The sequence below is a fragment of the Ensifer aridi genome (assembly GCF_002078505.1).
GTDB lineage: Bacteria > Pseudomonadota > Alphaproteobacteria > Rhizobiales > Rhizobiaceae > Sinorhizobium > Sinorhizobium aridi.
This window is the reverse complement of record NZ_LUAV01000024.1, coordinates 1-26,905: the sequence shown is the minus strand read 5'-3', so window position 1 is coordinate 26,905 and position 26,905 is coordinate 1. Positions and strand designations below refer to the sequence as shown.

At 62.1% G+C, this 26,905-nt stretch carries 20 protein-coding genes and 3 pseudogenes; 12 read left to right on the top strand and 11 right to left on the bottom strand.

Annotated elements, in window-relative coordinates; translation table 11 throughout:
• Positions 1-324: 324 nt before the first annotated feature.
• The 4 genes from AYK65_RS21295 (at position 325) to AYK65_RS21280 (ending at position 4,017) form a co-directional block, all read left to right on the top strand.
• Complete coding sequence (locus AYK65_RS21295; protein ID WP_026617044.1) at positions 325-498, top strand: Flp family type IVb pilin; 174 nt, start codon at positions 325-327, stop codon at positions 496-498.
• A gap of 85 nt (positions 499-583) precedes the next feature.
• Positions 584-2,014, top strand: a complete 1,431-nt coding sequence (locus tag AYK65_RS21290; protein WP_034885885.1) for a TadA family conjugal transfer-associated ATPase — start codon at positions 584-586, stop codon at positions 2,012-2,014.
• Positions 2,015-2,038: 24 nt separating this feature from the next.
• Complete coding sequence (locus tag AYK65_RS21285; protein ID WP_081160508.1) at positions 2,039-3,040, top strand: type II secretion system F family protein; 1,002 nt, start codon at positions 2,039-2,041, stop codon at positions 3,038-3,040.
• 8 nt (positions 3,041-3,048) lie between these two features.
• Positions 3,049-4,017, top strand: a complete 969-nt coding sequence (locus tag AYK65_RS21280) for a type II secretion system F family protein (RefSeq protein ID WP_052728514.1) — start codon at positions 3,049-3,051, stop codon at positions 4,015-4,017.
• Positions 4,018-4,078: 61 nt separating this feature from the next.
• Here AYK65_RS21280 and AYK65_RS21275 read toward each other — a convergent pair whose 3' ends face one another.
• The 7 genes from AYK65_RS21275 to AYK65_RS21245 all read right to left on the bottom strand — a co-directional run bounded on the left by AYK65_RS21275 (position 4,079) and on the right by AYK65_RS21245 (position 15,198).
• Positions 4,079-5,119 (bottom strand): chemotaxis protein CheB, encoded by a 1,041-nt coding sequence (locus tag AYK65_RS21275; RefSeq protein WP_026617048.1) that lies wholly within the window; start codon positions 5,117-5,119, stop codon positions 4,079-4,081.
• A gap of 8 nt (positions 5,120-5,127) precedes the next feature.
• Complete coding sequence (locus AYK65_RS21270; RefSeq protein ID WP_081160505.1) at positions 5,128-7,251, bottom strand: hybrid sensor histidine kinase/response regulator; 2,124 nt, start codon at positions 7,249-7,251, stop codon at positions 5,128-5,130.
• A 1-nt stretch (position 7,252) separates the two neighbouring features.
• Positions 7,253-8,878, bottom strand: a complete 1,626-nt coding sequence (locus tag AYK65_RS21265; RefSeq protein ID WP_081160503.1) for a methyl-accepting chemotaxis protein — start codon at positions 8,876-8,878, stop codon at positions 7,253-7,255.
• Positions 8,856-9,524 carry a chemotaxis protein CheW gene (locus AYK65_RS21260; protein WP_081160500.1) on the bottom strand — a complete coding sequence of 223 codons (669 nt, stop codon included), beginning with the start codon at positions 9,522-9,524 and terminating at the stop codon, positions 8,856-8,858. The genes AYK65_RS21265 and AYK65_RS21260 overlap by 23 nt, the downstream gene beginning before the upstream one ends.
• Positions 9,521-10,882 carry a CheR family methyltransferase gene (locus tag AYK65_RS21255; RefSeq protein WP_081160498.1) on the bottom strand — a complete coding sequence of 454 codons (1,362 nt, stop codon included), beginning with the start codon at positions 10,880-10,882 and terminating at the stop codon, positions 9,521-9,523. The genes AYK65_RS21260 and AYK65_RS21255 overlap by 4 nt, the downstream gene beginning before the upstream one ends.
• 187 nt (positions 10,883-11,069) lie before the next feature.
• Complete coding sequence (locus AYK65_RS21250) at positions 11,070-11,753, bottom strand: LuxR C-terminal-related transcriptional regulator (protein WP_046119319.1); 684 nt, start codon at positions 11,751-11,753, stop codon at positions 11,070-11,072.
• A gap of 229 nt (positions 11,754-11,982) precedes the next feature.
• The gene (locus AYK65_RS21245; RefSeq protein WP_081160495.1) at positions 11,983-15,198 is read right to left on the bottom strand and encodes a PAS domain S-box protein; all 3,216 of its coding nucleotides are present in this window, start codon (positions 15,196-15,198) and stop codon (positions 11,983-11,985) included.
• Positions 15,199-15,518: 320 nt separating this feature from the next.
• Here AYK65_RS21245 and AYK65_RS33675 point away from each other — a divergent pair.
• From AYK65_RS33675 to AYK65_RS21225, 5 genes and pseudogenes are all read left to right on the top strand, one after another.
• Positions 15,519-15,621, top strand: a pseudogene (locus tag AYK65_RS33675) (Flp pilus assembly protein CpaB); the annotation flags it as partial.
• Between the two features lie 78 nt (positions 15,622-15,699).
• A complete protein-coding gene (locus AYK65_RS21240; RefSeq protein WP_081160492.1) occupies positions 15,700-17,178 on the top strand; it encodes a type II and III secretion system protein family protein in 1,479 nt (492 codons plus the stop codon).
• On the top strand, positions 17,159-17,488 hold the full coding sequence (locus tag AYK65_RS21235; protein ID WP_081160490.1) for a pilus assembly protein: 330 nt from the start codon (positions 17,159-17,161) through the stop codon (positions 17,486-17,488). The genes AYK65_RS21240 and AYK65_RS21235 overlap by 20 nt, the downstream gene beginning before the upstream one ends.
• A gap of 157 nt (positions 17,489-17,645) precedes the next feature.
• Positions 17,646-18,182, top strand: coding sequence for a L,D-transpeptidase (locus AYK65_RS21230; protein WP_420810261.1), 537 nt, complete (start codon positions 17,646-17,648; stop codon positions 18,180-18,182).
• 25 nt (positions 18,183-18,207) lie between these two features.
• Positions 18,208-18,771, top strand: coding sequence for a hypothetical protein (locus AYK65_RS21225; RefSeq protein WP_026617058.1), 564 nt, complete (start codon positions 18,208-18,210; stop codon positions 18,769-18,771).
• A 140-nt stretch (positions 18,772-18,911) separates the two neighbouring features.
• Here AYK65_RS21225 and AYK65_RS21220 read toward each other — a convergent pair whose 3' ends face one another.
• The 3 genes and pseudogenes from AYK65_RS21220 to AYK65_RS21205 all read right to left on the bottom strand — a co-directional run bounded on the left by AYK65_RS21220 (position 18,912) and on the right by AYK65_RS21205 (position 20,989).
• Positions 18,912-19,436, bottom strand: coding sequence for a tetratricopeptide repeat protein (locus tag AYK65_RS21220; RefSeq protein WP_046119155.1), 525 nt, complete (start codon positions 19,434-19,436; stop codon positions 18,912-18,914).
• 226 nt (positions 19,437-19,662) lie between these two features.
• Positions 19,663-20,054: pseudogene (locus tag AYK65_RS33670) on the bottom strand (alanine--glyoxylate aminotransferase family protein); the annotation flags it as partial.
• A gap of 641 nt (positions 20,055-20,695) precedes the next feature.
• Positions 20,696-20,989, bottom strand: coding sequence for a hypothetical protein (locus tag AYK65_RS21205; RefSeq protein ID WP_026617061.1), 294 nt, complete (start codon positions 20,987-20,989; stop codon positions 20,696-20,698).
• A gap of 525 nt (positions 20,990-21,514) precedes the next feature.
• On the opposite strand from AYK65_RS21205, the gene AYK65_RS21200 reads away from it, so the two are divergent.
• From AYK65_RS21200 to AYK65_RS21190, 3 genes are read left to right on the top strand one after another with little or no spacing between them, the layout of a single operon-like run.
• On the top strand, positions 21,515-22,171 hold the full coding sequence (locus AYK65_RS21200; protein ID WP_026617062.1) for an ABC transporter ATP-binding protein: 657 nt from the start codon (positions 21,515-21,517) through the stop codon (positions 22,169-22,171).
• Complete coding sequence (locus AYK65_RS21195; protein ID WP_081160485.1) at positions 22,168-24,579, top strand: ABC transporter permease; 2,412 nt, start codon at positions 22,168-22,170, stop codon at positions 24,577-24,579. Before AYK65_RS21200 ends, AYK65_RS21195 begins: the two co-directional genes overlap by 4 nt.
• A complete protein-coding gene (locus tag AYK65_RS21190) occupies positions 24,569-25,642 on the top strand; it encodes a lipocalin-like domain-containing protein (RefSeq protein WP_046119811.1) in 1,074 nt (357 codons plus the stop codon). The genes AYK65_RS21195 and AYK65_RS21190 overlap by 11 nt, the downstream gene beginning before the upstream one ends.
• Positions 25,643-25,727: 85 nt before the next feature.
• Here the strand turns inward: AYK65_RS21190 and AYK65_RS21185 are convergent.
• Positions 25,728-26,702, bottom strand: a pseudogene (locus AYK65_RS21185) (aldehyde dehydrogenase family protein); the annotation flags it as partial.
• Positions 26,703-26,905 lie beyond the last annotated feature (203 nt).

Sequence of the window (26,905 nt, the reverse complement as noted above, 5' to 3'; positions counted from 1 at the left end):
CCGCCGCGAGAACAAGCCATCTGGTGCCAGCGCGCATTGGAACGCTCCGTTTTCGCTCCGGTCTTCGTCAACGGATGGAGGCATCATCCGTTCTGATACAACGGCCAAAGCATGGAAATAGTGCGGTCCATACGATCGGACTAGGCCAACAGGCCGAGCTCAACCGAAAGAGGTATCAGCCATCAGGCTGAATGGATCGAAAGGGTTAATAAAGTCTATATGAGAGCCACACAGCAAGCGGGAAACGAGGGCAGAACCCGGCCCGGCCTGTGAAGCCGAACCCAAGCCTCGGCGCAACCTCAACCCACTTGAAGGACCCGAACCATGAAAAATCTCCTTGTCCGCTTCGTCCGCAACGAATCTGGCGCCACCGCCATCGAATACAGCCTGATCGCCGGTTTGATCGCTGTTGGCATCATCGCGGCCACGAGCGCTGTCGGTACCGACATTTCCGGCCTGTTCGGCAGAATCTCTGCGAAGCTAAAGTTGGCCGTCTAATCCGCTAAGATTGCGGAGGAACCTCCTCCGCAATCTTGTCCGCCGCCCGGAAAGTAGCTTGACACACGTGGCCAAGGTGAAGTCGATGTTCGGCAAGAAATTCGTACCGGAAGAAAAGCCACTTGAAACTGCTGCCGAGCGGGATGCTGCAAAGGAGCCGCAAACAAGCGCGGTGGTGAGCGCGCCTGAGAAGATCGTCGAGTTGGCAACGGCCGCAAAGCCGGAAAAAGCCGAACAATACTATGCTTTGAAGAAGGAAATCTTCAGCGCGCTCATCGCCACGATCGACGTCGCCGCACTCTCCAGCATGGACGGCGAGCAGGCGCGCAAGGAAATCGGCGCGATCATCAACGACATCGTCGCCGCCAAGAAGGCCGGGATTTCCATGGCCGAGCAGAACGAACTGCTCAACGACATCTGCAACGACATCCTTGGCTACGGTCCGCTTGAACCCTTGCTGGCACGCGACGACATCGCCGACATCATGGTGAATGGCGCAAACCACGTCTTCATCGAGGTCGGGGGCAAGGTGCAGGAAACCGGCATCCGCTTCCGCGACAACGAACAGCTCCTCAACATCTGCCAGCGCATTGTCAGCCAGGTCGGCCGGCGTGTCGATGAATCGAGCCCGATCTGCGACGCACGTCTCGCAGACGGCTCCCGCGTCAACGTCATTGCGCCCCCGCTCGCCATCGACGGGCCCTCGCTGACGATCCGCAAGTTCAAGAAAGAGAAGCTGAAGCTCGATCAACTCGTGCGCTTCGGCTCGATCTCGCCGGAAGGCGCCGAGATCCTGAAGATCATCGGCCGCGTCCGCTGCAACGTGCTCATATCCGGCGGCACCGGCTCCGGCAAGACGACGCTATTGAACTGCCTCACCGGTTACATCGATCCGCGCGAACGCATCATCACCTGCGAAGACGCGGCCGAACTGCAACTGCAGCAGCCGCACGTCGTGCGGCTCGAGACGCGCCCGCCGAACATCGAAGGCCAGGGCGAAATCACCATGCGCGCACTCGTCAAGAACTGCCTGCGCATGCGGCCGGAAAGGATCATCGTCGGCGAGGTTCGCGGCCCGGAGGCCTTCGACCTCCTGCAGGCGATGAACACCGGTCACGACGGTTCGATGGGCACGCTCCACGCCAACTCGCCGCGCGAGGCGATCTCGCGCATCGAGGCGATGATCACCATGGGCGGGCATTCGCTGCCGGGCAAGGCAATTCGCGAAATGCTCGTTTCCTCGGTCGACGTGATCGTGCAGGCCGCACGCCTTCGTGACGGCTCGCGCCGGATCACCCACATCACCGAAGTGCTCGGCATGGAGGGCGATGTGGTCACGACCCAGGACCTCTTTGTCTACGACATTCTCGGCGAGGACGAAAAAGGCAACCTCATCGGACGACATCGCTCGACCGGCATCGGCCGGCCGGCATTCTGGGACCGCGCACGCTACTACGGCGAAGAGGCCCGGCTTGCCGCGGCCCTGGACGCCGCAGAGATGAAGGCGGCGGCGTAACGATCGAATACAGGTCTACTAGAGATGCTTACCTCTTCGCTGCTCCCGATGTTTGTTTTTCTCCTCGCCTCGACCAGCGTCGGCGGCGTGATGCTGGCTGCGTTCTATCCGCGCGTCGCCAAGGCAAGCGCCTACCGGCAAAGGTTCGAGCGCATCGCGGCGCCGGCGATTGGCAAGCAGAACGAGGCGGCGAACGAGGACGGCCGCGATCGTCGCCGTTCGGTGGAAAAGACGCTACGCGAGATCGAGGAAAAGAAACAGGCAAATGCCCGCAAGAGCGGGAAACCGTCTTTGGCCACCAGGCTCCGCCAGGCGGGTCTCCCCTGGTCGCAAAAGACTTACCTGCTCGTTTGCGCCGCTGCGGCACTCGCCACCTGGTGCGTGATGGTCTCTCTGGGGCTCGGCTCGCTGGTCGCCCTCGGCTTCGCCATCGCGGGCGGTTTGCTCCTGCCGCACCTCTATGTGAACACGAAGCGCAAGATGCGATTTGCTCGCTTCACGGCAGAGTTTCCGAATGCGGTCGACGTCATCGTTCGAGGCTTGAAGGCCGGCCTGCCGCTGACGGACTGCCTGCGGGTGATCGCGGCGGAAGCGCAGGAGCCGGTCAAAAGCGAGTTCGTGACCATCGCGCAGGACCAGACGCTCGGCCTCCCAGTCGATGAGGCCGTGCAGCGCATGTGCGAACGTATACCGCTGCCCGAAGCCAATTTCTTCGCCATCGTCATCGCCATCCAGAGCCGCACCGGCGGCAGCCTCTCGGAGGCGCTCGGCAATCTTTCCAAGGTTCTGCGCGATCGCAAGAAGATGAAAGGCAAGATCAAGGCCATGAGCGCGGAGGCAAAATCGTCAGCGGGAATTATCGGCGCCTTGCCGTTCTTGGTCGCCGGCGCCGTTTATCTGACCAGCCCGGACTACATGACGCTGCTGTTCACGACACTGATCGGGAAGCTCGTGCTTGCCGGCTGTGCGTTGTGGATGGGTATCGGCATGCTTGTCATGCGTAAAATGATCAACTTCGACTTCTGAGAGACGAGATGAGCTTTGGCGCCTATATCCCTGATCTGGAACAGCTATCCGCTTTGATGGCGGGCCTGTCCGCCTTTTCTGCGGTCGTCGTCGTTTCTTGGCCCTATGTCTTTCGCGACACGCTTGCCGAGCGTATGAAGAAGGTGGAGAGCGAACGCGAGCGCATCCGCCAGCGCGAGCGCGCCCGGCTCGATGCCGGGAAGAGCAAGGTCTCACTGCGCGTCGAGCCGAAGCGCCTCTATCAGGCGATCGTCGACCGCTTCAATCTTGCCAAGCAGGCGGAGGATGGCGAAATCATCCGCAAACTGAGCATGGCCGGCTATCGCGGCCATGCTCCGGTGACGACCTTTCTCGCTGTCCGGCTGATGGCGCCAATTGTGCTCTTCGTGGCCAGCCTGCTCTATATCCTGCTCATAATTCAGCCGGAAGCGCCGCTGCTCCTTATCGTGGCCATGGCCGCCGCCATCGGCTCCCTCGGCTACTTCGCGCCGGCGATTTACATCAGGAACAGGATCACGAAGCGGCAGCAGGCGATCCGCCGATCGTGGCCGGAGGCGCTCGACCTCCTGCTGATCAGCGTGGAAGCCGGCATGGGTATCGAGAGCGCCTTCCGGAAAGTGGGCGAAGAGATTGGCGCACAATCGCCCGAGATCGCAGAGGAAATGCTCCTGACAACGGCGGAGCTTTCCTACCTGCAGGACCGGCGACAGGCGTTTGAGAATCTGGGGCAGAGAACCGGCGTGGAGGGCGTGCGTGCCGTGGTCACCAGCCTTATCCAGGCGGAAAAATACGGTACGCCTCTCGGTCAAGCGCTTCGGGTCATGGCGCAGGAGAATCGCGACATGCGCATGAGTGAGGCTGAAAAGAGAGCGGCATCCCTCCCACCGAAGCTCACAGTGCCGATGATCCTGTTCTTCCTTCCCGTGCTCTTCGCGGTCATCGTCACGCCGGCGGCCATTCAGATGATGAGCTTTTAAAGTTGGGTTGGGGCGAGGGCGGCGCTGCGCGTCAAGCCGACGCGCAGCGCCGTAACTCTGTTCAGGCTCCGCATGTTCCGCTCGCAAGCGCGGTGATCTTTCCGGCTATATCGTCCAATGGCAGGACGAAATCGACGAGACCCGCCGAGATCGCCGATTTTGGCATTCCGAAGACGACTGAACTTTTCTCATCCTGCGCGATCACCTTGCCGCCCGCCACGTGCAGCGCTCGAAGGCCCTCGGTGCCGTCATCGCCCATCCCCGTCAGGATGACCGCGAGGGACTCGTCCTTGAACGCGCGGGCAATCGAACCGAAGAGATACGATCCGGACGGCCTGAAGCCCTGAATGGGGTCGTCGTCCACGACCCGCAGGCGCGACTTGCCCGAGACGCCGAGTTGATGGCCGTCGGGGGCGAGATAAACCGTGCCGGGCCTCAGCCGTTCGCCGTTCGTGCCGACCTTTACCTTGAGCGCAACCGTCGCGTCGAGGGATGCGGCAACGCCGTCGATGAAGCCGTCCGACATGTGCTGCACGATGAGGATGGGTGCCGGAAAATCGGCGGAAAGGCCCTTCAATATCGAGCGGATCGCGGCCGGCCCCCCGGTTGAGGCGGCGATCCCAACGATAGCGATCTGGGTGTGTGCCGCAGCGTCTCGTGCCCCTTTGACCTGGCGATCGCCGTGCGTCTTCTTGGGCCACTGGCGAACGACCTTGACCTGCGCCATGGCCTTGATCGTCGACAGGAACTTTTCGATGGCCGCTTGTTCGAGAGACGTGCCGGATGCGACCGGCGCCGGAATGACCGCGAGTGCGCCCGCGTCGAGCGCGCGCGCGGACATGGCCCCCAATCGTGAACCGTCCTGATAGGCCACCATGACGACAGGCGTCGGCACAGTGATCATGATCTCCCTGACGGTTTCGGCGGTGTGGTCGTCGCGGAGCTCGACTGCGACGATGTCCGGCAAGAGTTTACCGGTCATCCTCACCGCGTCCTTGCCGCTCCTTGCTACGCCCACGAGCTCCACGGCGGCACCCCCAGCCGCCCTTTTGACAAGCTCTTCAAGGTCCAGTGTCGATGTCGCAAGCAGAATACGTGTCATCCTCGTCCTCACACGACCCGGCGCATCGTCTCCAGGAAGTGCTGCGCGTCGAACTGGTCTTTCCTCAGATAGGCATTTGCGCCGGCACGCAGCCCCCGCACCTTGTCCTCAAGGGTATCCCGGCCGGTGACGAGGACGACGGGCGTGTCGGTGAAACGCTCCGATTGACGAATGGCCTCGGTGAGTTCGAAACCGTTCATGGACGGCATGTCGACATCCGCCACCACCATATCGGCGCCGCGGTCAAGAAGTTGCTCCAAGGCCTCCTTGCCGTTGCTTGCCGTCGCGACATCATATCCCGCGCCCTCGAGGATGAGCTTCACCAAGGTTCGTACGTATTTTGAGTCGTCGACGACGAGCACCTTGCGGCGTGCGGCCGGAAGTGGCCGCGGCACGCGTGCGCCGGCCGGTGATCGCATTTCGGCGGCAGCCTCGGCAAGTGCTGCCACGTTCAGGAGGAGGGCGATGCGCCCATCGGGTAGCGCCATGCCGGCGCTGTAACGACGAACTTTCGCGAGCCGCGCGCCGAGCGGGCGTGCGACAAGTTCCTGCTCACCGGCAATAGCATCGACGAGCACCGCGAGCGGCCCACCCGGAGCGTCGACCACGACGGCTGTCATGGCCTGCCCGGCATCGCCGCGTCCGGGCCGCACCCCGAGCCAATTGGCAAGATCAACGAAGGGTATCGAACCGCTCAGGGTGTTGACGACGCAGCTGTTCCCCGACATGGCGAAGTCTTGGGCGTGAATGCGTATCACGCGCTGGACCGAGGCCGTGTCGATCGTGAACACATGCTCCCCTGCGATGACTTCCAGTGCACGGACCGTCGCCAGTGTCAGGGGGAGCGTGAGGGTGAAGGCGGCGCCTCCCGTCGTTACTTGGGAAACCTCCGCCGTGCCACGCAGCGTTTCGATATTGCGTTTGACGATGTCGAGGCCTATTCCGCGCCCGGACAGGTTGGTGACCGTGTCCGACGTCGATACGCCCGGCTCGAAGACACGCCGAAGGAGCTCCGCCTCGTCTTTCACCTCTTTCAGATGTTCGCCCGCTGCCTTGCTGAGCAGGGCCAGGTCCAGGCCGCGGCCGTCATCCGCAACACGCACCTGCATCCGGTCTCCGGAGATGGCCGCTGTAATGCGGACGCTGCCCTTCTCCGGTTTTCCCGCCTTTCGGCGTTCTTCCGGCGACTGGATGCCGTGCGCGACTGCATTGCGCACGAGGTGCCGCAAGGAATCCTGCAGACTCGAAAGGATGGAACGATCGATCTCGATGTCTCCGCCTTTGATTTCCAGTTCGGCCAACTTCCCCGACGCCGCAGCCATGTCCCGCACGACGCGGTCGAGGCCCTTGCAGGCCTCCGCAAAGGGTTGCGTGCGGGCTTGCCGTACCTCGTGGTCCAGTGCTGTCGCCGCACTGTGCATCAGTCTCATGTGCTGGCGCAGCGATGTCGCAAGCTGGCGCAATCCGCTCTCGATGCTTGTCACCTGTTCGGCAAACTCGGGGCTTACCCCCCGCAGTTTCCTTGCCTGCTCCCGTAACAAGGACGCCTCCTCGGCATGGCGCCGTATGAGCGCGTCAAAGGACAGCAATTCGCCGCTTCTGTAGAGGAGGGTATCCAGTCGGTCGGCCGAGACGCGCATGGAGCCATCGGTATCGCCGGTGCGAACGGGCACCTGCGCCGTCTGAGGGGGACGCCGCTTCGGCTTGCCGCCGCGGTGGTCCGCCCCTTGTCCCATAGCGGCCTTCAGCGCGTCGACCACTCTCTCGCCATGCGCGGGCGAAGGCGTCTCACCAGTCTCCAAAAGGCGGGCCGCATCCCTGATTGCGTCTGCGGCCGACAGAAGCAGGTCGAGCTTGGGCTTCTCGAGCCCGAGCTGCTCGTTCACCGTGACGGACAGTATCTCTTCCATCCAATGACAGATCGCTTCCACTCCCCGCACCTGAAGCAGACCGGCGGCGCCTTTTAGGCTATGCACCGTCCGTAGGAGCTGCTCCTGCAGACGGAGTTTCTCCTCCGCCTCGCTGGCGTCCTCGATGGCTAGCAACGCCTGCTCGATGTCGGATGCGCGTTCTCCCACTTCCTGGGTGAACATCTGCAGCAGTTCACGGTCGAATTCTTCGGGTTTCGTCATGTCAGTTGCCATGGTCAGCAAGCATTTCCTTCAGCCTCGAACCCAGCTCGTTGAGATCTTTCGCGGCCTCCTCCGCTTGCCGGATCGCCGAGAGATTTTGGCTGCTTGCCTGCTCAATGTAGTGCATCGCGTCGTGAATCTGCTTCATGCCCGCTCGCTGCTGGCCCGCCGAAGCGGCGATCTGGGCGACCGAGCGTGCGGAATCGGCCACGATCGCCTCGAGCTGGCGGATCGTTTCGCCGGCTTCGTTTACCGTCTCCAAGGCGCGGCTGACACTCTTCGTGCCATCCTCGGCGCCGATGACCGCTGCGTTCGTCGCCTTCTGGATCTCCATCAGAATCCGACGAACCCGGGTGGTCGCGGACTTCGACTGGTCAGCAAGTGTCCTGATCTCACTGGCGACGACGCTGAAGCCCCTGCCGTGCTCGCCTGCACGCGAGGCTTCGATGGCGGCATTTAGCGCCAACAGGTTCGTCTGGTCTGCGATCTCGGCGACGACCGAGACGATCTCGCCGATTTCCAGGCTGTTCTCCGCCAATGAAAGAATATCTCCGGCAATCGCCTCCGTGCGCGAGCTCACCGCGTTCATCACATGCACGGTATCGTCCAGCGCCCGGCGGCCCTCATTGCTGATTTTGACGGCCTGGTCGTAGGAGGCGGCAACCTGTTGCGCGCGCTGCGCTGCCTGCTCCGACGTCTGCAGCACCTCATCGACGCTCGTCACGGTCTGGGCGACGGCCGACGATTGCTCACGCATGCCTTCGACCTGTTGCGTGGTTCCGGCGAGGATCTCGGCGGCAGACGACGAAAGGTGTTGCGCCGTTTCCGAGATCGTGGCGAGCAGCTCTTCAAGCCTCTCCCTGCTGCTCCGTTCGCTCTCGATCATCCCCGCAAGCCTTGCGGTCATCGCATTGAAGGAGGCGCCGAGAACTGCGAGTTCGTCATTCCCCTCCGCGGAAGCTCTCTGCTCCAGGTCACCGGAGCTGACCTTTTCCGCCAGGCCGGCGAGCGCGCGGGTACGTCGGACGAGCCGACGCGCGACTCGCAGCACGTGGAGAAGCATCAGGACGGCGAGGGCGGAAAAACCAAGTTGCAGCAACTGAGAGCGCTGGAGACGGGCCACTCCTGCCTGCTCGATCTGGTTGATCAATTCGTCCACTCGCGCCGCAAGGGCCCTGATCTTCGGGTCGAGCTCATCCAGTGCGGCGTGATCTATCGGCGCATCTGCAATGGCTCTTTCCAGAGCCGGCCTTACCTGTTCACGCCATTGTCGTCGGGCTTGCTCGAGCTGCGCGAGGCCGGCAGGATGGGTCGTCGCCGCCAATCCAAGTCTTTCGTCGCCATTTGCGAGGCCTGCAAGCAGCCGCTCGTTGCGATCAATCAGGCGTCGCAGTTCATCGGCAGCAGCGGCCCGAGCCGGCCCCTCCGCCCTTTCCAGGCGCCCGGCTACGTAGATCATCTGATAAGCGAGACGTTCCTTGCCGAGAAAGGACGTCGCAGCAAGATCGGCCCGCACCCGTTCCAGGGCTACAAAGCTGGACCCGATGAGCAGCGCGGACGCCGCCACGAACAGCAGCATGGCCAATCCCAACGCGCCATAGAGACTATTCGCTAATCGGGGACTCATGGATATCGGTCCTTTCCATCTCGTCGCTGGCGATGATCTGCTCGTCGTCAAGAAAGAATTGGGGATCGTTCAAAAGTAGGTGGCCGTCCAGAACGACGGTGCCGGTTTCCGTCGTCGCGCAATGCCAAGCTTTGTCACCCTGGCCGGGCTCCGCCGCGCCGATTTCCTCCAGCGGCAGCGCCAGTATTTCGGGGGCGGTTTCAGACAGGATCAAGAATTCGGGTTGCGCTTGCCCGCATACGATCGCCCAGTCGCTGGCGGCGCCGGCCCCTTGAGGGAGGTCGAGCAGTCCGCATAGGTCGAAGACGGGCAGCAACTGCCCGCGCAAATCATAGACGCCGCAGGCGTGCGAGGGCATTCCGGGCAGCGGGCTGACGCGTGCCTTCGAAACGATTTCGCAGACATAGCGGATTTCCAGGGCAAACCGGCGATCCGAGAGCATGAAGGTCACGAGACCGACGGACTGCTCTTCGCTCTCTCCGGCGAAGGCGTCCCACGCCGATCGCGGTGGTTGCTCGTCGTGTGCGTCCGTATCTCGTTGCGCCGCTTCCAAGAGCGCTTCCGTCTGCTCTATCGCTGCTGCCATCCGTCTTCTGACGGCGATCCAATCGACGGGTCGAGCGGCGGGCCGGGAAGGTGTTGTCATAGGTGTTCGCTCCCCGGGCGTCGCCGGATCTTGCCGATCTCCCGCCGTGCCCGCTTGGCGAGATCTTCAGCCGTTACCCCGGACATCAGGGCGACGCGTTCTCGCGGCGGACGAGAGAGGCAGAACTGGAGCGCGTTCGAGAGGCTACGTAGAGCCGCTTGAGGGTCGCTGTCCTTGATACAGATACCGATAAAGAACTGCGCGGCGGCCAGAGTGCCGTCCAAATAGACCACCCTTCGCAGCGCCGCCGCAGCCGCGTCGGTCTCTCCGTGGGCCATGTAAGAGAGCCCCTGGAGGAAATGCAGTTCCGCTGAGAGCGGATGGCTTTCAACCGCTTGCGCCGCAAGGCGCGCGGCTTCACACGTCTCGCCCCTGGCGAAATGCGAGCGGATTTGCCTGGCAATGGCCTTGACGGCATTGTCGCCGAGCGTGTTTCGCCTATCGGCGAGGCACGCGCGAGTGGCCGATACGTGCGCGACGGGTTTCCGGGTTGGGCCTTGAACGGAGCCAATACGTGAGGTGGAGCACTTAGGAGTGCGCGGATGGGCCGTCATGCGCCGATAGACGACGCCTGTGGCCGTGATCGAAGTTTCGAACGGAGCGTATTTCCACAGGGGCGGATCGGTTGGCGCCGTCAACAGCCAGCCGCCATCAGTAAGGCACGCGAGGAGCTGGCGCGCAATCCGGCGCAGCGCGCTCGCGTCGAGATAAACGAGTACGTTGCGGCAAAGGATAAGATCGAAGTCACCCAATCCCCTCTCCGGCGCCGGAAGCTCGTCTGCGCCAAGGTTCAAGTGAGCGAAGTCGACCTGCCGGCGCAGTCGTTCGTTCAGTCGAAACCGCCCCTCACGCGAGGTGAAATACCGTTCCCTCAGTTCGCTATCGGTATTTCTCAGGGACCATTCGCCGTACTCGGCGGTCTTGGCCGTGGCGAGCGCCCTTCTGGAGACGTCGGCTGCAGTTATCCGAACGTCGTCCAGGAGACCTTCCTCGTCACAGAGAATGGCAAGGGAGTAGGGCTCCTCGCCCGTTGCACAGCCGATGCTCCAGATCCGGACAGGAAAGCCCTCGGACTGCCGTCCGAGTTCGGGGAGGATCGTTTGCCTTATGAGCCGGAATTGATCGGCGCCTCGAAAGAAATGGGTTTCTCCGACCGTGATCGCTGCTACCACATCGTCGGTCAAATCATCGTCCAGCCCCAGCCGGTCCAGGAACGACCGGCTGTCGCCGATGCCGCGCCGCGCCATGAGCCGGTCGATCGCCGAAGCAACGGCGCCCTTCCGGGATGCCGAAAAGCTGAGACCAACCCTGCAGGCGGCCTGTTCAGCGAGCTTTGAGGACGGGGCGTGCCCTGTCACCGGACACCCCCTTGCTCATTTGCCGTGCAGGCGCGACGCGGGGGTCGGGATATGCTGGCTGTCGAAGCAGGCTGGCGCATTTGGTTCCACATTCATCTTTGCTGCTGTCGTCACTACGTCCTGGCAGGCATTTACGCTATTCGTCCGGATGGCCAGGAGGCGGCCTATCCTACCGGACTATGTCGGCCTAGCTTTCGGCTCTGGGTAACAGGCGTGCCCCTGCGGCGGCCGCCTCTTGGCGGTTCCGCACCCGTAAACTGCGGAAGAGCGCTGCCATATGGATTTTTACGGTACCCTCGCCGAGTTTCAGCTTGCGGGCGATTTCCTTGTTCGAGAAACCCTGTACGAGCAGCAGGAGCACCTCGCGCTGTCTCGGGGTGAGGAATTCGATTGTGCGATGGCTCCGTTCGTCCTGATTTGCCCGGGGGACCTGGGGAACCTCTGCTTCCTCGGAAGCGGTAGCGCGGCCGGCTATGGAGGGGGGTACGTAAACCGCGCCGTTGAGGATCGCGCCGATTGCTCCGGCAAGATCGCTCGCGCCGAGGCCCTTCGGCACATAGCCGTTTATGCCTGCCGTGAGGGCAGACAGGATGTCCGAGCGGCGCGATGAGGCCGAGACGACGACGACCTTGAGATCCGGATGGATCTCGCGCACAGCGGCAAGGCTGGCCGCACTTTGCATACCCGGCATCGCCAAATCGAACAACGCCAGCGATATGTCCTCACGCTCGCTCAGTCTTTCAATCGCCTCATCGAGCGAGCCTGTTTCGATGACCTCCGTGAAGTTCAACTTGCTCCTCAGGATAAAGCCAAGTGCGATCCGGAAGAATTCGTCATCATCGGCAATAAGTGCGACGCGTGAGGTATTCATTACGCTTTCCTCGCCGGTTGTCTGGCGCCTGCGGGCCAGCAAGTCGGCCCGCAGGCCCGTTTGCAACTAACGATCGTCTCAGCGAATGCGTTCCCGTCATTGCATATCAATGCGCGGTAGTATCAAGATTGTGCCACACACGCGTGGAGACGTGTAGGGCTAAAGCTGCAGCTATGGCCGACGGCGATACGCGAAAACGGGCGCAGACGCAGGGTGCGCGACGACCCCATCAGAGCGGGCCGTCAATCAACTTCGACACCTCCGATGCCGGCACGGGACGCGAGAAAATGTAGCCCTGAACCTCATGAAAGCCCTCCGCATTCACGATCTCCAATTGGTCCCCTGTCTCTACGCCCTCGATGGTCGTCGTCATGCCCAGGCTATGTCCGAGACCCGCGACGGCTCTGACGATCGCGAGCGACTCTTTGCCGTGTGGCAGGTCGCGGACGAAGGCTTGGTCGACTTTGATTTTGTCGAACGGGAAACTTCTGAGATAACCGAGCGATGAATAGCCCGTTCCGAAGTCGTCCATCGCTATTTTCACACCGAGGCTACGCAATTCCTGGAGCAGTTGGAGATTGTGTTCGCTCTCGTCCAGCAAGACCGACTCCGTGATCTCCAATTGCAAACGTCCGGGGCCGAGGCGAGAGGCCGAGAGCGCGTCGGCCACCTGCTTTATGAGATTTCGATGCTTGAACTGCACCGGTGAGAGATTGACGGCAATGCTGACATGTTCCGGCCAGCATGCGGCCTGGCGACAGGCCTGGCTAAGGATCCACTCGCCGATCGGCACGATCAGTCCGGTTTCCTCGGCAATGGGGATGAACTCGGACGGCGAGATCATGCCTCTTTCGGGATTGCGCCACCGCAAAAGCGCCTCGCAGCCCGTCACGCGGCGCGATCTCAAGCTTATCAGCGGCTGATAATGCAGCTCGAACTCGTTTCTTTCCAACGCGCCTCTGAGCGCAACCTTCATCTGCTGGTGCGCCTGCAACTGCGCATGCATGGCCACATCGAAGCGCCTGTACGTGCCGCGCCCGCTTGACTTCGCGTTGTAGAGGGCAATGTCGGCGGCCTTGATCAATTCATCCGCGGAAGTCCCATCGCCCGGCGCAAACGCAATGCCAACGCTCGCCCCCACAGTGGCGCTGACGCCCTCTATGGTGAACGGCTCGCAGAGTGTGTCGATAATCCGCTGGGCGAGTTGGAAGGCCTCATCCTGGCTGCTGGCCAGAGGGTGTATGATGGCAAATTCGTCACCCCCAAGGCGCGCGACGATGTCCGTGGCTCTGACAGAATGGACGAGTCGCGCAGACACCTGGCGCAGCAACGCGTCGCCAGCGGGATGGCCAAGCGTATCATTAATGGCTTTGAAACCATCGAGGTCCACGCACAGCACAGCCATGCCCGCGCCGGCACTCTCGGCGCCGAGGGCCCGATCGAAGCATTCGCGGAAGAACATCCGGTTTGCAAGCCCGGTCAGCATATCGTGCCTTGCCAAGTGGGCCATCTGTTTCTGAGCGAGCAGCTTATCCTCCTCTGCCCGGCGGCGCTCCGTTATGTCTCGGCAGAAAACAGAAATGCCGTCTTGCGCGGGAGAAGCATTCGCCTCAATCCATCGATCCAGGGATGACAGGTGGTCCTCGAAGAAGGAACGGACACGGCGGTTCATGACCTCCTGACAATGCTTGGCAAAGCTCCCTTTCTTTTCCTTGGGGAACAGCTTCCAGAAGACTTTTCCGAGCGACTCGTCTCCGATCTGCAGAAGCCTCTTGGCGTTCTCGTTCAAATAACGGACACGCCACCGGGGATCGAGGAGCATGACGCTGTCCATGGTGCTCTCGAGAACCGAGGAAAGCTGGTCGGCCGCAGCTTCGGCCGTCCTCTGTGCGCGGCTGATTTCCTCGCGGGCGCGTTCCGCATCGGTGATGTCGCGCCAGATCGAGAGCATTCTGACCGGCGTTCCTTCGCGGCCCATGATCGGAGCGGCGATCACGTCCATGCATTTTTCCCCATTCCGGGAATCGAGCACGGTGATCTCGAAGCGAGCGGTTTCCCCGCCTCTGACCTTGTCCCAGCCCGCCTGAACCTTTGGCGCGTCGGAGGCCTTGCCGATGACGTCCCATGTCGTCTTTGTAAGAGGGGCCCCTTCCGCGAGGCCGAACAGCCGACGACCGGCCTTGTTCATGAGCAATGGCCGGCCTTCCAGATCAAGCACGCGGACGCAATCGGGACTGCTGTCGAAAATGCTTCTGATGAAAGCCTGCGATTCCTGTTGGGCGATCTCGGCGGCTCGGCGTTCGGTGATGTCGAGAACGGATCCTACATAGCCGAGGAACGTTCCATCGTCGGAAAAGCGGGGCTGACCGACATCTATCACCCACGCCCAGCTTCCATCGGCCCGCCGCAACCGGTATTCGGTACGGACCGGCTCCTTTCCCGCAGCGGCGTGGAAGAATGCTTGCTGTACTTTCTCCTGGTCGTCCGGGTGGATCACATCCACCCAGCCGAAACCGAGCGCCTCGGCTTCCGTTTGCCCCGTCGTCTCCAACCATAAACGGCTGAAGAAGCTCGTATCGCCGCTGGGGTCGGCCACCCAGATCATCACCGGGGCGTCATCGGCGATCGCCCGAAAGCGCGCCTCGCTTTCGCGCAGTGCATCGGTGACGCGCCGCCTTTCGTCGACATCCTCCAGGACACCGTACCAGCGCACGATTTCTCCAGCGCTGCCACGTTTGGCGACTGAGCGGGCTCGGAACCAGCGATAGTGACCAGTTGCGGTCAAAAGCCTGTATTCGAGGTTGAGCGGTTCGCCACTCGAAAGCGAGCGCCGCCATTGCGCGTCGACGCTGCCGGCGTCCTGCGGATGCACGGCTTTCGCCCATCCTCGTCCGAGCGTCTCTTCTTCGCTCAACCCCGTTAACTCGGCCCATCGTGGGCCAACCTCAAGGACGGCTCCCTCCGGATCTGCGATCCAGGGGACTTGCGGGTGAAGTTCGACCAGGGAGCGATAGTGCTCTTCGCTGGCCCGAAGAGTTTCTTCCGTTCTGCGCAGTTCCGTGACGTCCACGATCACCGCGACCAGGAACTTCTCCTCCGGCCGCCCAGCCGGGATGTGCACGCAGCGCTTCTTGGTCAGGAGCGTCCGTACGGCACCATCTGGTGTCGTGATTTGCTCTTTGAGCTGGCGGTCCTCGCCGGTCGAAAGCACGGTTCTGTCAAGCGCAACGATCCTGTCGGCTTCCTCACGTGGCAAAAAATCGTGGTCGGTGCGTCCGAGGAGCTCATCGCGAGTTCTGCCCATAAGGGCGCATGCTTCGCTGTTTACGAAAACAAATCGCGACGCCTCGTCTTTGACGATCACCGGTTCGGCAATGCCGTCGACAAGATATTCAAAGAAGTCATGGGACTTGCTGGGCGAACGTTCGGTAAGCGGAGCATTCATGTCACCACTCTTCTCAGCTGGGTGGCAACAGCCCCATATCGCTGCAGTGGAGCCCCCGCCAAGTTATGCAACCTTGATTAACTGTTCTCGACTGCAAGTGGTTCCCGCATAAGGGACGGTTATGATTAACAATTTATGAACCACCGGTCCCGGCGATTGGCTCGACCCGTGTCCCACACCTGGTCGCCCTTGTTCTCCAAGCTTCTCGCGCCACTTTCGAACGACGGGAGGCCGCGTGAAAGGTCGATTTTGGGCGCCGGAACGACTGGGTATAAAGCGAGGTGAAGCAAATCACTTCGCGAAAAACAGTTACAGATTGCGAACGAAAGCCGGAAGCACCCTTGCCGGTAGAGCCGAAATGGGCGACCGTTGGCGTCTGGAACAGGACGAAGCGTGGTGGAGCATCGAGTCGGGGCGATCCGGCGAAGTGGGGGTGCGGCTTTGCCCGTGGGCGCTGGCGCTGAACGAGGAGCGGAGGCTGAAGCGGGAATGGTAAGGAGAATGAGCAAGGGGGTGGTGCGAGCCAGAACCCTCGCGGCAGTCACGGCGGCAGTAGTCGCCAGCGGTTTGTGGAGCCCCGGTCTCATCGGCCTGGCGAACGCCCAGGAAGAATTCGTGAGCCTCGCGGGAAGCGTACAGCAGGTGACGCTGGCGCCGAACGACACCATGACGATCAGGACAGGCAAGCCCTTTGGCGACCTTGTGATCGGCAGCGCCGAGTTGATCGATGTCGTGCCCCTCTCCGACAGGTCGCTCTTCATTCGCGGCAAGAAGACGGGCTCCACCAACATTTCCGTCTATGACGACAGCAGGGCGCTGATCGGCGTAATCGATATCCGCGTCGCCAGCGATTTCAGCGAGGTGGCCGCCGCGATCCGGTCCGCCGCTCCCTCGGCACGCGTTCGGGTCTTCAACTCCAACGATCGCATCCGGCTGACGGGCGTGGTGCGCGATGCCGTCGAGTTGCAGCGCGTGCTCGAAATCGCCCAGTCCTATTCCGATCAGCCGGTCTTGAACCAGTTGCGTGTCAATGACTCCCAACAGGTCATGCTCGAAGTCCGCGTCATCGAGGCCTCGCGCCAGACCGGCCGCGACCTCGGCATCGGCTGGTCCGGCCAGGGCAGGAACGGCATCGGCAAGGCAACGACGAGCCAGGGCATTACGGTCAACGACGACGGCCAGCTCGTTCGCACGCTCGAAGACGCCGCGGGGGCGGCGACCGGCATGCAACCCTTCGGGCAACTGATCGCCAAGGTGCTGGAGATTGCCGGCGGCCAGATCGACGTCGTCATCAATGCGCTGGAGCAGAAGGGACTGGTGCGCCGGCTGGCGCAGCCGAACCTGATCGCCATGAGCGGCGAGACTGCGAGCTTCCACGCCGGCGGCGAGGTGCCGATCCAAACGACCGTCGCCAATGGCGCGACGGTCGCGACTCAGACCGACTACCGCCCGTTCGGCGTACGGCTCACCTTCACGCCGGTGGTACTCGACGGCGGGCTCATCAGTCTCAAGATCGAGCCGGAAGTCTCCGAGCTCGATACGTCGATCAACGTGAACGGCAATCCCGGCTTCATCTCGCGCGCGGCCAAGACGACGGTGGCGCTGCGCGACGGCCAGAGCTTCGCCATGGCCGGCCTTTTGCAATCGGTCAATGCGAAGGACATCCAGCAATTGCCGGGACTCGGAAAGATTCCTGTTATCGGCGCGCTGTTCCGCTCGACGAGCTTCCTGAAGCGGGAGTCCGATCTCGTCATCATCGTCACCCCGCACATCGTGCGGCCGGCCGCACCCGGCGAGGACCTCTACACACCGCTCGACCAGACGCGCTCGTCGAACGACTGGGAGCTTTTTGCGCTCGGCCTGCTGGAGCTCGACAAGGACATGCTGCGCCGCTTCAAGAATGGCGAAGGCGTGAAGGGACCATATGGCCATCGTCTCGATCTCGACGTGGGAGGAGTGCATGCCCTTTCCAAGAAGTAGTCGCGCCCTTCTCTTGCTGGCCTCAGCACTCCTTTCCGGCTGCGCCGACTACATGAATCATCGCGACACGATTACTTTCGGAGCCGGCAACGCGATGGAGGCGAACAAGGGCATCCACATTCAGGATCCGTTCCCGAGGGCAGCGCAGAACACCCGCATCCCCGGCGATGGCAAAGTGACTTACCGGGCGATCCGCACCTATCAGCGCGAAGGGCAGGGGGCCGCACCGGCGCCGTCTGCTGTCATTCTGCCGACGGCCACGCCTCCGACAGGAACCAATGGCCTATCCGGTAATGGCACGGAAAACTGACGTGATTGCGGACCCCGTGGCGGACACGTTGGCTGGGGCTGCCAACCGGAGCCTATTGCCGATCGAGGGAAGTGCGTGCTGGCGTCTCCTTGGTGCGGTCGGCAAGCGTGGAAGCACCAACGCGATGAAGGCACGCGCGAGCAGGGGTAGGTCAGCGATGAGCCGCATCGCCCTGATCGCGGTCATCTGGCTCGCGCCTGTCGCGAATGCGGCGGCGAGCGAGCGCGTACCGCGCAGTCTCGGCGCGAAGACGGGCACCGTCGTTGAGGTTGCCCAGGATTACCCGCCCGGCACAATCGTCATTCTCAGCGAGATGCGGACGCTCGACCTCGTGCTGTCCCGCAGTCGCGCGATCCGTTACAGGATCGGCGTCGGTCGCGACGGATTCCGCTGGCGCGGCGTCGTCAGGGTCGGCCGCAAGGCGGAGTGGCCGGAGTGGCGGCCGCCCGCCGAGATGAGGGCGCGTGCGCCGGAGCTTCCGGAGCTTGTTCCGGCCGGCCCCTTCAATCCGATGGGCGCGCGCGGGATCTATCTTTACCGGGGAAGCGCCGACACGCTCTACCGCATCCACGGCACGAACGAGCAGTCGACGGTCGGCGGCTTTGCTTCCTCCGGCTGTTTCCGGATGAGCAATGCCGATGTCATCGATCTTTATGAGCGAGTGAAAATCGGAGCCACGGTGGTGGTGAAGTAGTGCACTCTTGGAAGGAGGAAGGCTGATGACCGGTTCGGTGAATCTGGAAATCGCACGCAACGATGCGATAGGCAATCGAGCGGCAAAGGCGCGGACGCGAAACGGGCCGTTCATTGCTTTGGCCTTGATTTTCCTCCCACTGAACGCCGGCACGCTCCTCTACACGGCCAAAAACGCAGCGGATGTCCGCGAGAGTCGAGAGGTGCTGGCCGGCGTGAGACGATCGATCGATGGCCTGAGGCTGCAGATCGACAGGCAAGGCCGCAACATCGGCCAGATCGCCACGGTCGACGATGCGGCCGCCCTTCGCCGGCAGGTCGAGAAATTGGAGAAAGACCTATCCGCTCTTCACGAGCGGATGCGTTCCGGCTTCCTCGCTTCCGGCGGCTCCGTCACCTTGAGCGCACCCGGCAAGGAAGTGATGCAGCGCTTTGAGCCGTCGCTGGAGGCGCCCTCCGGAGCGGAACTTTCGTCACCGGCTGACGGCCAGCCGGCAATCGAGTCCGAGAGCCCCTCGGTCGCCGATCTGCCGCGGTATGAGCGATCGATTTCACCGGAGGGTAAGTTGATCCTGCGCAAAGTGCAGTAGCAGCGCAGCTGCTCTACATGGTCAGGTCTCTGCAGCACTGCCCGTCCCGGGAGTGCGAAGTTGAGCGCTGCGGCTGAGAAATCCGAAGCTGGCGGGCGCCCGCTGCCTGGCCTGCGGATGCAGCAGCGACCGCGCCCGTGTCATCGCTGCGCGAACTTGACGCTGTTCTTCATCAGTTCGAGGTTTCTTGCAGTCGTCTCGTTGGTCGGGTCGAGCTCGTATGCCTTCAGGAAGTAGCGCCGAGCGGTCGGCAAGTCGCCGCGCAGGAGATGGGAATAGCCGATGTTGTTGAAGTATACCGGACTGTCGCCGATCATCTTCGCCAGTTGCTGATAGGCCCGATCGGAGGTGTCGAACCGCCCGATCATGTCGGCGGAGGCGGCGAAGCCGAGCCAGGCGGCAGGATCCTGCGGAAAGACGGCTACGGCGCGTTTGTAGATTGCATAGGATTTTCCGTAGTTCTTTTCCTTGAACTGCAGTTTGCCAACCGTGATCAGCTCATCGTTTTTGTAGAAGGCGACGGCCGAATCATCCTCCAGAGTCTTGGCGCTGTCGCCGAACGCCGCGACGTCGTCGAACGCCGCCGATTGGCATCCGGTCAGGATGAGTGCGGCTAACAGCAGTGGCGAAGGTCGAAGTTGAGAGCGAATTCGATGTGCTAGCATTCCTTCCCCCAAAACATGAGGCCATCCTACCCATGCCTCTACCGGTGCTCACGGACAATTTCGCGCCAAAGCAGCCAGCAAACGCATAATTCGCGCAGCGAGTCGCTTTAGAGACACATACCTTCGATGGCCGCTACCGCATAGGACGACCGCATCGCTCCTTGCATTCGGAAAACCGCGATAAAACGTCAATCACGGTTCCTGCGTGCATGACCAGTTGCGTTCCCTACGGCAGAATTGCCGCGATCGCGTCGGCCAGACGGTCGACATTTCATCTGGCAAGTTTCGCCTATCAGTCCGATGCGTGAGATGCGCCCGGGCGAGCGGTCCGAGTCCTCCGCCGATCTCGATCCCGATTTCGTCAAGCAGGCGTCTGGGCGCGAGCGCATCCTCCACGCGCTCCGGGATCCACATCGTATTCAGGCTGCGGCAGCCGGTGCTCCTTGTCGACCACGAAGGCGACGCCGAGCCCGTGCAATCGTTCGACCAGCCGGTCATGGGCGCCGCGGTGGCGCGCCCATGAGGTCTCCAAGCCTTCCTCAAGCAGGCGGGAAAGGCTCTCGTGCAGGCCGTGTAGCGCATTGACTGGCCAGTATGGTGGTAGGAGCGGGCGCCCTCCCAAGGGTCGAAAGCCAGCCGCTTGGGGGACCGCCTCCGAGCCGTGCTTCCAATACATTGCTGCGTTGCAGCATGACGCCTATCGGGCGACTACGGCCAAGCACTCGCGGGGACTATTGTTTGCCTGGACCGCCCACACGGATTCCCCGATGTCCCGTGGATTCTTGTTGTTGACCTTGAATTGCAGCCATGCGCTTTCGGTGGGTTCTTCCAGCAGTCGCCTCCGGTGGGGCATGAGGACCGTGGTTTGGGAGGTGCCGGATTGCCGGAAGGTAACCGTCGCGAAGGACTGGTAAGATAGAGGCCATGCCAGGGGTGGATCGGCGATCCTCTCCCGGAAATCCGTTTGGTCCCGGCGGTGGTGGAGTCCGACAAATGCAGTTGCCCCCTGCACCCCTTAGTCCTCCGTTACCTCCGAACCCGCGCCATCTTCATTAATCGTCTTCGACTCTTTCCGCCTGGGTCGCTGGTATCGGTTTGACAGGCGCGCCGGGAAAGATTTTCTGCAAGTTCCCGGCATTCACCTGATCGCCTTCCGAAACACCGGATGACAGCCCGACGAGGCTCCCAGTGCTCGGGCCGAGGGAGGATTCGCGTGTCGCCTCAAATGCGCCGGCACCAGACCCTGCGCCGAGCAGAGCTCAGCCTTGCTCCAAGAGTTGCTGCGCTAACTCTTCCCATTCCTCATCAATCGTTAAGATTGACGGTGCGACGCCGCAGCGGCGATACCAATATTCTGCGTTCGATTGATCGCCTTCCTTGCGATGGAGGTAGGCATGCACACGCATGTCCGCCGTCTCGTCGTGCTCCTGCACGCACTCGTGCGCCTTTTTCCAATTGCCCTTCGCATCCCACCACAGCGCCTGCAGGGCGGAGCTTGAGCCGACGGGTGGCTGCGGTTTCGCAACCGAATCTCTGAATGTGTGCAAATCCATTTTCGGCACCGTGGTGAAATCAAGGACGCCGATGATATCCGCGCCCGCGGCCGAGCGGTAGCGTGCATCGGGCGATATCCGGAGTGACCACAATGGATGGGAGAGCTGCAGTTCGGCCACTTCGTTGAGACACTAGCCGTTTGTATACAGTGCCCAGCGTTCAGCTCGCTCCCTCGAGTGTCTGCAATTTTAGCTTTCTAGCTAAATTGCTCCGGTGCCAAAGGTTGGCAGGGGTGTGAAGCCTTTCGCCACCCGAGGCCTCCGTAGGGGCCGCGTCCGCGGATCGTACTTGACGAGCAGGCGACGGTTCGAGCGCCCAACGTCGGCACTGAGGGTAGGCGACCTAAGCTCATCCCCGAGAAAGTGTCAAAACAGCCCGAAAAAGCGGATGTATGCTTCGACAGATGAGCCGTTCTGCGAAGAACCGGACGTTCGACGAAGTCTGCATTCGCATCACCTCACCGTGGGCCTTTCCAAGCGGCCGTGGAGAGTTACATATGTGACATTGTCGTGATCTTGGCCGCCATGGTGATCGCTCTCCGCAATCTTTGTAAATCCTATGAGACTGCCGAAGGGCGGCTTGACGTGCTGAGAGGGATCGATCTCGATCTCGGCGCAGGAGACAGCGTTGCCCTGACAGGGGAGTCTGGTAGCGGTAAGAGCACCCTCCTGCATCTCGTAGCCGGTCTAGACCGCCCGGACGCAGGCGAGATCATGATCGGAGGTCGAGACATCTCCAAGCTGGATGACAGCGGTCGCGCCGCCTACAGGCGAACCGAAGTTGGCCTCGTGTTTCAGCAGTTCAACCTTATCCCCTCACTGGACGTGGCTGCGAACATAGCCTTCCATGCTAAGCTCGCCGGACGCCATGATCCCACGTGGGAAAATGAACTCGCGGAGCGCCTCGGGGTCGGGACATTGCTGACCAGATATCCAGAGCAGCTTTCCACTGGCCAGCAGCAGCGGGTGGCGATCGGACGGACTCTTGCCGCACGTCCCGGCTTGGTACTGGCAGACGAACCCACAGGAAATCTGGACGAGGCTAACGGAGACGCCGTCCTGGATCTGATGCTCTCGCTGGCGAAGGGAACGGGATCGACGCTGCTCATGGTGACGCATTCGCAAAAGCTCGCGGACAGGCTCGACCGGCAGGTGCATTTGCGGTCGGGGAAGATCGCATGACGATTTGGACCGTAGCCGCGGCCCTCCTGTCCCACTGGCAACGACGGCCGCTGCAGCTCGGCGCTGTCGTGTTGGGCCTGGCGCTGGCGACTGCCCTGTGGTCCGGCGTGCAGGCCGTCAACGCAGAAGCCCGCGCGAGCTATGCCCGCGCAGCGGCCGCATTGGATCAGAACGAGTTGGCGCACTTGGTTTCTCCACACGGCCGCTCGATCCCGCAGGCCGTCTTCGTGCGGCTCAGACGAGCGGGTTGGAACGTGTCGCCGGTCCTCGAGGGGGAATATCGGTTCGGCACCGCCCGGCTGAGGGTGATCGGCGTCGAGCCGCTGACTATGCCCGCGGAGACGCAGGCCGTCGATCGGAGGAATGCCGGGGAGTTACTTTCCTTCATCTCGCCTCCGGGCACGCTGATTGTCTCTCCCGAAACCGCGGAGAAAATACGAAGGCAGACTGATCTTGCATTGCGTGTTTCGGACCGGATGCCGGACGGGGCCGCCTTCGTCGATATCGGCTTAGCCGAGCGGCTATTGAGACGAGAGGGCGAACTTACTCGGATTGTGATCGCCGAGAACCAACGTCCTGGTCTGGAGCCGCTCGGAACGCTTGCCCCGGCGCTCTTGGTTCGCGAGCCGAGTGCGCAAAGCGACCTGGAGCATCTTACCGAGAGCTTCCATCTCAATCTTACGGCCTTCGGTTTTCTCGCCTTCGCGGTGGGGCTGTTCATCGTGTACTCGACGATCGGCCTCGCCTTCGAGCAACGGCGGCCGACCTTCAGAACGCTTCGGTGCCTTGGAGTTTCGTTGAGCGCGCTTGCGGTTTCGCTGCTCGCCGAGCTTTTCCTTTTCGCCCTTGTCGCCGGAGCGGCCGGAGTCATCATCGGATATCTGATCGCGTCGCTGCTACTGCCCGGGGTCGCCGCAACCCTCGAAGGCCTTTACGGAGCCAGTGTCACCGGCACCCTTTCCCTACGTCCGGAGTGGTGGCTCTCTGGTTTTGCCATCGCGGTGGCCGGAACACTGATTTCCTCGATACAAAGCCTTTTGCGCTTGATGCGGATGCCTGTGCTCGCGGCCGCCCAGCCTCAGACCTGGGGGCGATCGTCGCAGACGGGGCGGCGATTTCAGGTGCTGGCCGCAGCGGCTTTGCTAGGCCTCTCGGGAGCACTTATTCTGTGGGCTGATGGACTTCGGGCGGGCTTTGGCGTCCTTGGCTGTCTTCTACTCGGGGCGTCGCTGCTTCTCCCGGCCATGCTCTCCGGATTCCTCACCTTTATGCAGCGGCTGTCTTCGGGTGCGCTCGTCACGTGGTTTTGGGCCGATGCGCGGCAGCAGCTCCCCGGACTTTCCCTCGCCCTCATGGCATTGCTTCTTGCGCTGGCGGCAAACGTAGGCGTCGGAACGATGGTGTCGAGCTTCCGCCTCACTTTCATCGGCTGGCTCGACCAACGCCTCGCCGCGGAGCTTTACGTCGCCGCCCGGAACGAACCCGAGGCAGATCGGCTCCGAGCATGGCTTGCAACAAAGGTGGAATCGGTGCTGCCAATCGTGAGCGTGGACGCCGAGATCCGGGGGCAACCGATGCAGATCTTCGGTGTCGTTGACGATCCGACCTACCGGGAACACTGGCCCCTGATCGTCGTTATGCCGGACGTCTGGGATCGCGTGGCGTCCGGTGAAGGGGTGTTGGTCAATGAACAGTTCTGGAGGCGGGAGCGGCTCCGCATCGGCGATCAGCTGGATTTGGCCAGCGACTGGAAGGCGACAGTTGTCGGCGTCTATTCGGATTACGGAAACCCAAAGGGCCAGGTCATCGCCGGAATAAACGCTCTGACCTCTCGCCACCCGCAAGTCTCGCGCCTGCGCTATGGTCTGCGGGTCCAGCCCGATCAGATTGCGGATCTGCGGTCGAGCCTCTCGGACGAATTCGGACTACCACCGGATAACATCGTCGATCAAGCGGCACTGAAGGAACAGTCACGGCGGATCTTCGATCGCACGTTTTTGGTTACTGGCGCGCTGAACATCTTCACGCTTGGGGTTGCGGCATTGGCTGTGTTCTCAAGCCTTCTCATGCTTTCGGAAATGCGCCTCCCGCAGCTTGCGCCAGTTTGGGCGATGGGGGTCACGAGGCGCGATCTCGCTCTTCTTGAGATACTAAGGACCCTGGTGCTCTGGCTGGCGACATTTGCTGCCGCTTTGCCCCTCGGCCTGGTGCTGGCGTGGGTGCTTCTTGCGGTGGTGAACGTCGAAGCCTTCGGCTGGCGTCTGCCGATGCATATCTTTCCTTACGAGTGGGTCAGGCTCGGTCTCGTCGCGCTTGCCGCTGCGGTCGTATCCGTATTCATCCCGCTTCGCCGGCTGGCGGGACTCGCGCCGTCGGAACTTCTCAAGGTATTCGCCAATGAGCGTTAGATCGATCGCGATCGCTTTTGCGGTGATGATCATAACCAGTTTGTCCGGAAACCAAGCGCCCTCCCAGGGTTTTGCTGGCCTCGGCTCGGCGGCTGAAGGGTTTTCGGTGCCGCAGCCCGGCCGGCCGTTCCATTTCCCCGTCGACCACGGCGCGCATCCGGATTTCCGAATAGAGTGGTGGTATCTCACTGCAAATCTTGAAGCTCCGGACGGAACTCAATACGGAGCGCAGTGGACCCTTTTCCGGTCAGCGCTTGCTCCGGGGGAGAACAAAGGGTGGTCGAGCCCACAGCTCTGGATGGGGCACGCCGCCGTCACGACTTCGGAAGACCACTTCGTGGCAGAACGCATTTCACGCGGGGGAGTAGGGCAGGCTGGGGTCGTGGCGGAGCCCTTCTCGGCTTGGATCGACGACTGGCAGATGCAGGGAAATGCCGTTCCGGGAGCGGACCAACTGGCTAACCTCACCCTGACTGCGACAGCAGAGGAATTCGGCTACGAACTCCGCCTATCGGCCACGGGCCCGCTGGTCCCGCAGGGCGATAACGGTTATTCGGTGAAATCAGCGAAGGGGCAGGCCAGCTACTACTATTCGCAACCATTCTATGCGGTGACAGGCTCGCTTTCGCTGCCGACGAGGAACGTAGAGGTGACCGGGAAGGCTTGGCTTGACCGCGAGTGGTCGTCACAGCCGCTCGCGGAAGACCAGACGGGTTGGGAGTGGTTCTCGCTCCACCTCGATACAGGGGAGAAGCTGATGGGCTTCCGTCTCAGAGATGAGGGGGAGGGATTTACCTCTGCCACCTGGATCACCGCCGATGGGCGACCGAACCCCTTGCCCGCGGGAGCTCTCAGGATCGTTCCCGTGCGAACCGCCAAAGTCGCAGGGCGTCAAATTCCGGTTTCCTGGAACGTCCAGATTCCCAGTCGCGGCTTTGACGTCACAACCCGGCCTCTGAACGACCAAGCATGGATGTCAACGTCCATACCGTATTGGGAAGGCCCGATCGCCTTCGAGGGCAGTGTCAGTGGGAGGGGCTACCTGGAGATGACCGGCTACTAGCGCGAAGCTCTGAGTCCCCGGAAACGGTAACGATTTATGATGGAGGCCGCCAGCGCATCGGTGCGCTTGTGACGCATCGGATGGGGGCGGCGCTCGCGACCGGTCCGAGGTCGGTGCGAGGATCCGAAGGGGGACCGACAACGAGCGCAGCCGCTTCCGTCACGGCGATCGACTTGCTTCGTCCATTCGCTCGGCGGGCACCAGCATGCGGGTTGGCGCAGTACAGGTTTGGCCGGAATTGCCGAAGCACCTCCGTACGCCGGCGGCGACCGCGGCTGAGAAGTCGGCGCTACGCAGGATGATGTTCGGCGACTTGCCGCCGAGCTCCTGATGCACCCGCTTGACGGTCGGTGCCGCCGCCTGCGCCACGGCGATGCCGGCGTGGGTCGAGCCGGTGAAGGACACCATGTCGACGTCCGGGTGGCTGGCCAGTGCCTTACCAACTGTGGGACCGTCGCCCTGAACGAGGTTGAAGACGCCCTTCGGCACGCCGGCCTCATCCATGATCTCGGCGAAGATCACGGCGTTGAAGGGAGCGATCTCCGAAGGCTTCAGCACCATCGTGCAGCCGGTGGCGAGCGCCGGAGCGACTTTGCAGGCGATCTGGTTCATCGGCCAGTTCCACGGCGTGATCATCGCGACAACGCCGACCGGTTCATGCACGATGCGGGTCGAGCCCTGCATATATTGGAAGGCGAAGCTCTCGAAGGCCTTGATCGTCTGCTCGAAATGAGCAGCGCCGAGGGGGGCCTGCTCGGCCCCGGGCCATGGCGAGCGGCGCGCCCATTTCCCGCGAGATGACGTCGCCGAGCTCGTCATTGCGCCGCTTCAGGATCGTTACAATGCGCTTCAGCAGTTCGACGCGCTCTTCCTTGGACGTCTGCGAGAAGGAGGCAAAGGCCCGCCGTGCCGCCGCGACCGCCTTTTCCGCGTCGGCGGCACTGCCGAGTGCGATCGTGCCCATCGGCTGCTTCGTCGAGGGATCGATTACCTCAAGTGTTTTCGACACGGAGGGCGCGACCCACTTACCGTCAATGTAGAACTTGTGGGCATGTTTCATTGGTGGCTCCCATATATGGCTTGGCCCATCGTCCCCGCCGAATCCGCGATTCGCTCCGTCTCATGGCGGTCGAATGTTTGCATTTGCGCAGAGGAAACGAGGATCGCAGACGTTCAACTGCCATCGGGGTGGTGAACTGACCGAAGCTGGAAATGATTACCCCGCCACATTGTAAATCTTGGCAAGGTCGCTTAAGTCCCAGT

Excerpts from the sequence above, each read along its gene's own strand:
- AYK65_RS21295 (WP_026617044.1), top strand. The coding sequence starts at position 325 with ATGAAAAATCTCCTTGTCCGCTTCGTCCGCAACGAATCTGGCGCCACC.
- AYK65_RS21290 (WP_034885885.1), top strand. The coding sequence starts at position 584 with ATGTTCGGCAAGAAATTCGTACCGGAAGAAAAGCCACTTGAAACTGCT.
- AYK65_RS21285 (WP_081160508.1), top strand. The coding sequence starts at position 2,039 with ATGCTTACCTCTTCGCTGCTCCCGATGTTTGTTTTTCTCCTCGCCTCG.
- AYK65_RS21280 (WP_052728514.1), top strand. The coding sequence starts at position 3,049 with ATGAGCTTTGGCGCCTATATCCCTGATCTGGAACAGCTATCCGCTTTG.
- AYK65_RS21275 (WP_026617048.1), bottom strand. The coding sequence starts at position 5,119 with ATGACACGTATTCTGCTTGCGACATCGACACTGGACCTTGAAGAGCTT.
- AYK65_RS21270 (WP_081160505.1), bottom strand. The coding sequence starts at position 7,251 with ATGACGAAACCCGAAGAATTCGACCGTGAACTGCTGCAGATGTTCACC.
- AYK65_RS21265 (WP_081160503.1), bottom strand. The coding sequence starts at position 8,878 with ATGAGTCCCCGATTAGCGAATAGTCTCTATGGCGCGTTGGGATTGGCC.
- AYK65_RS21260 (WP_081160500.1), bottom strand. The coding sequence starts at position 9,524 with ATGACAACACCTTCCCGGCCCGCCGCTCGACCCGTCGATTGGATCGCC.
- AYK65_RS21250 (WP_046119319.1), bottom strand. The coding sequence starts at position 11,753 with ATGAATACCTCACGCGTCGCACTTATTGCCGATGATGACGAATTCTTC.
- AYK65_RS21245 (WP_081160495.1), bottom strand. The coding sequence starts at position 15,198 with ATGAATGCTCCGCTTACCGAACGTTCGCCCAGCAAGTCCCATGACTTC.
- AYK65_RS21240 (WP_081160492.1), top strand. The coding sequence starts at position 15,700 with ATGAGCAAGGGGGTGGTGCGAGCCAGAACCCTCGCGGCAGTCACGGCG.
- AYK65_RS21235 (WP_081160490.1), top strand. The coding sequence starts at position 17,159 with ATGCCCTTTCCAAGAAGTAGTCGCGCCCTTCTCTTGCTGGCCTCAGCA.
- AYK65_RS21230 (WP_420810261.1), top strand. The coding sequence starts at position 17,646 with ATGAGCCGCATCGCCCTGATCGCGGTCATCTGGCTCGCGCCTGTCGCG.
- AYK65_RS21225 (WP_026617058.1), top strand. The coding sequence starts at position 18,208 with ATGACCGGTTCGGTGAATCTGGAAATCGCACGCAACGATGCGATAGGC.
- AYK65_RS21220 (WP_046119155.1), bottom strand. The coding sequence starts at position 19,436 with ATGCTAGCACATCGAATTCGCTCTCAACTTCGACCTTCGCCACTGCTG.
- AYK65_RS21205 (WP_026617061.1), bottom strand. The coding sequence starts at position 20,989 with ATGGATTTGCACACATTCAGAGATTCGGTTGCGAAACCGCAGCCACCC.
- AYK65_RS21200 (WP_026617062.1), top strand. The coding sequence starts at position 21,515 with ATGGTGATCGCTCTCCGCAATCTTTGTAAATCCTATGAGACTGCCGAA.
- AYK65_RS21195 (WP_081160485.1), top strand. The coding sequence starts at position 22,168 with ATGACGATTTGGACCGTAGCCGCGGCCCTCCTGTCCCACTGGCAACGA.
- AYK65_RS21190 (WP_046119811.1), top strand. The coding sequence starts at position 24,569 with ATGAGCGTTAGATCGATCGCGATCGCTTTTGCGGTGATGATCATAACC.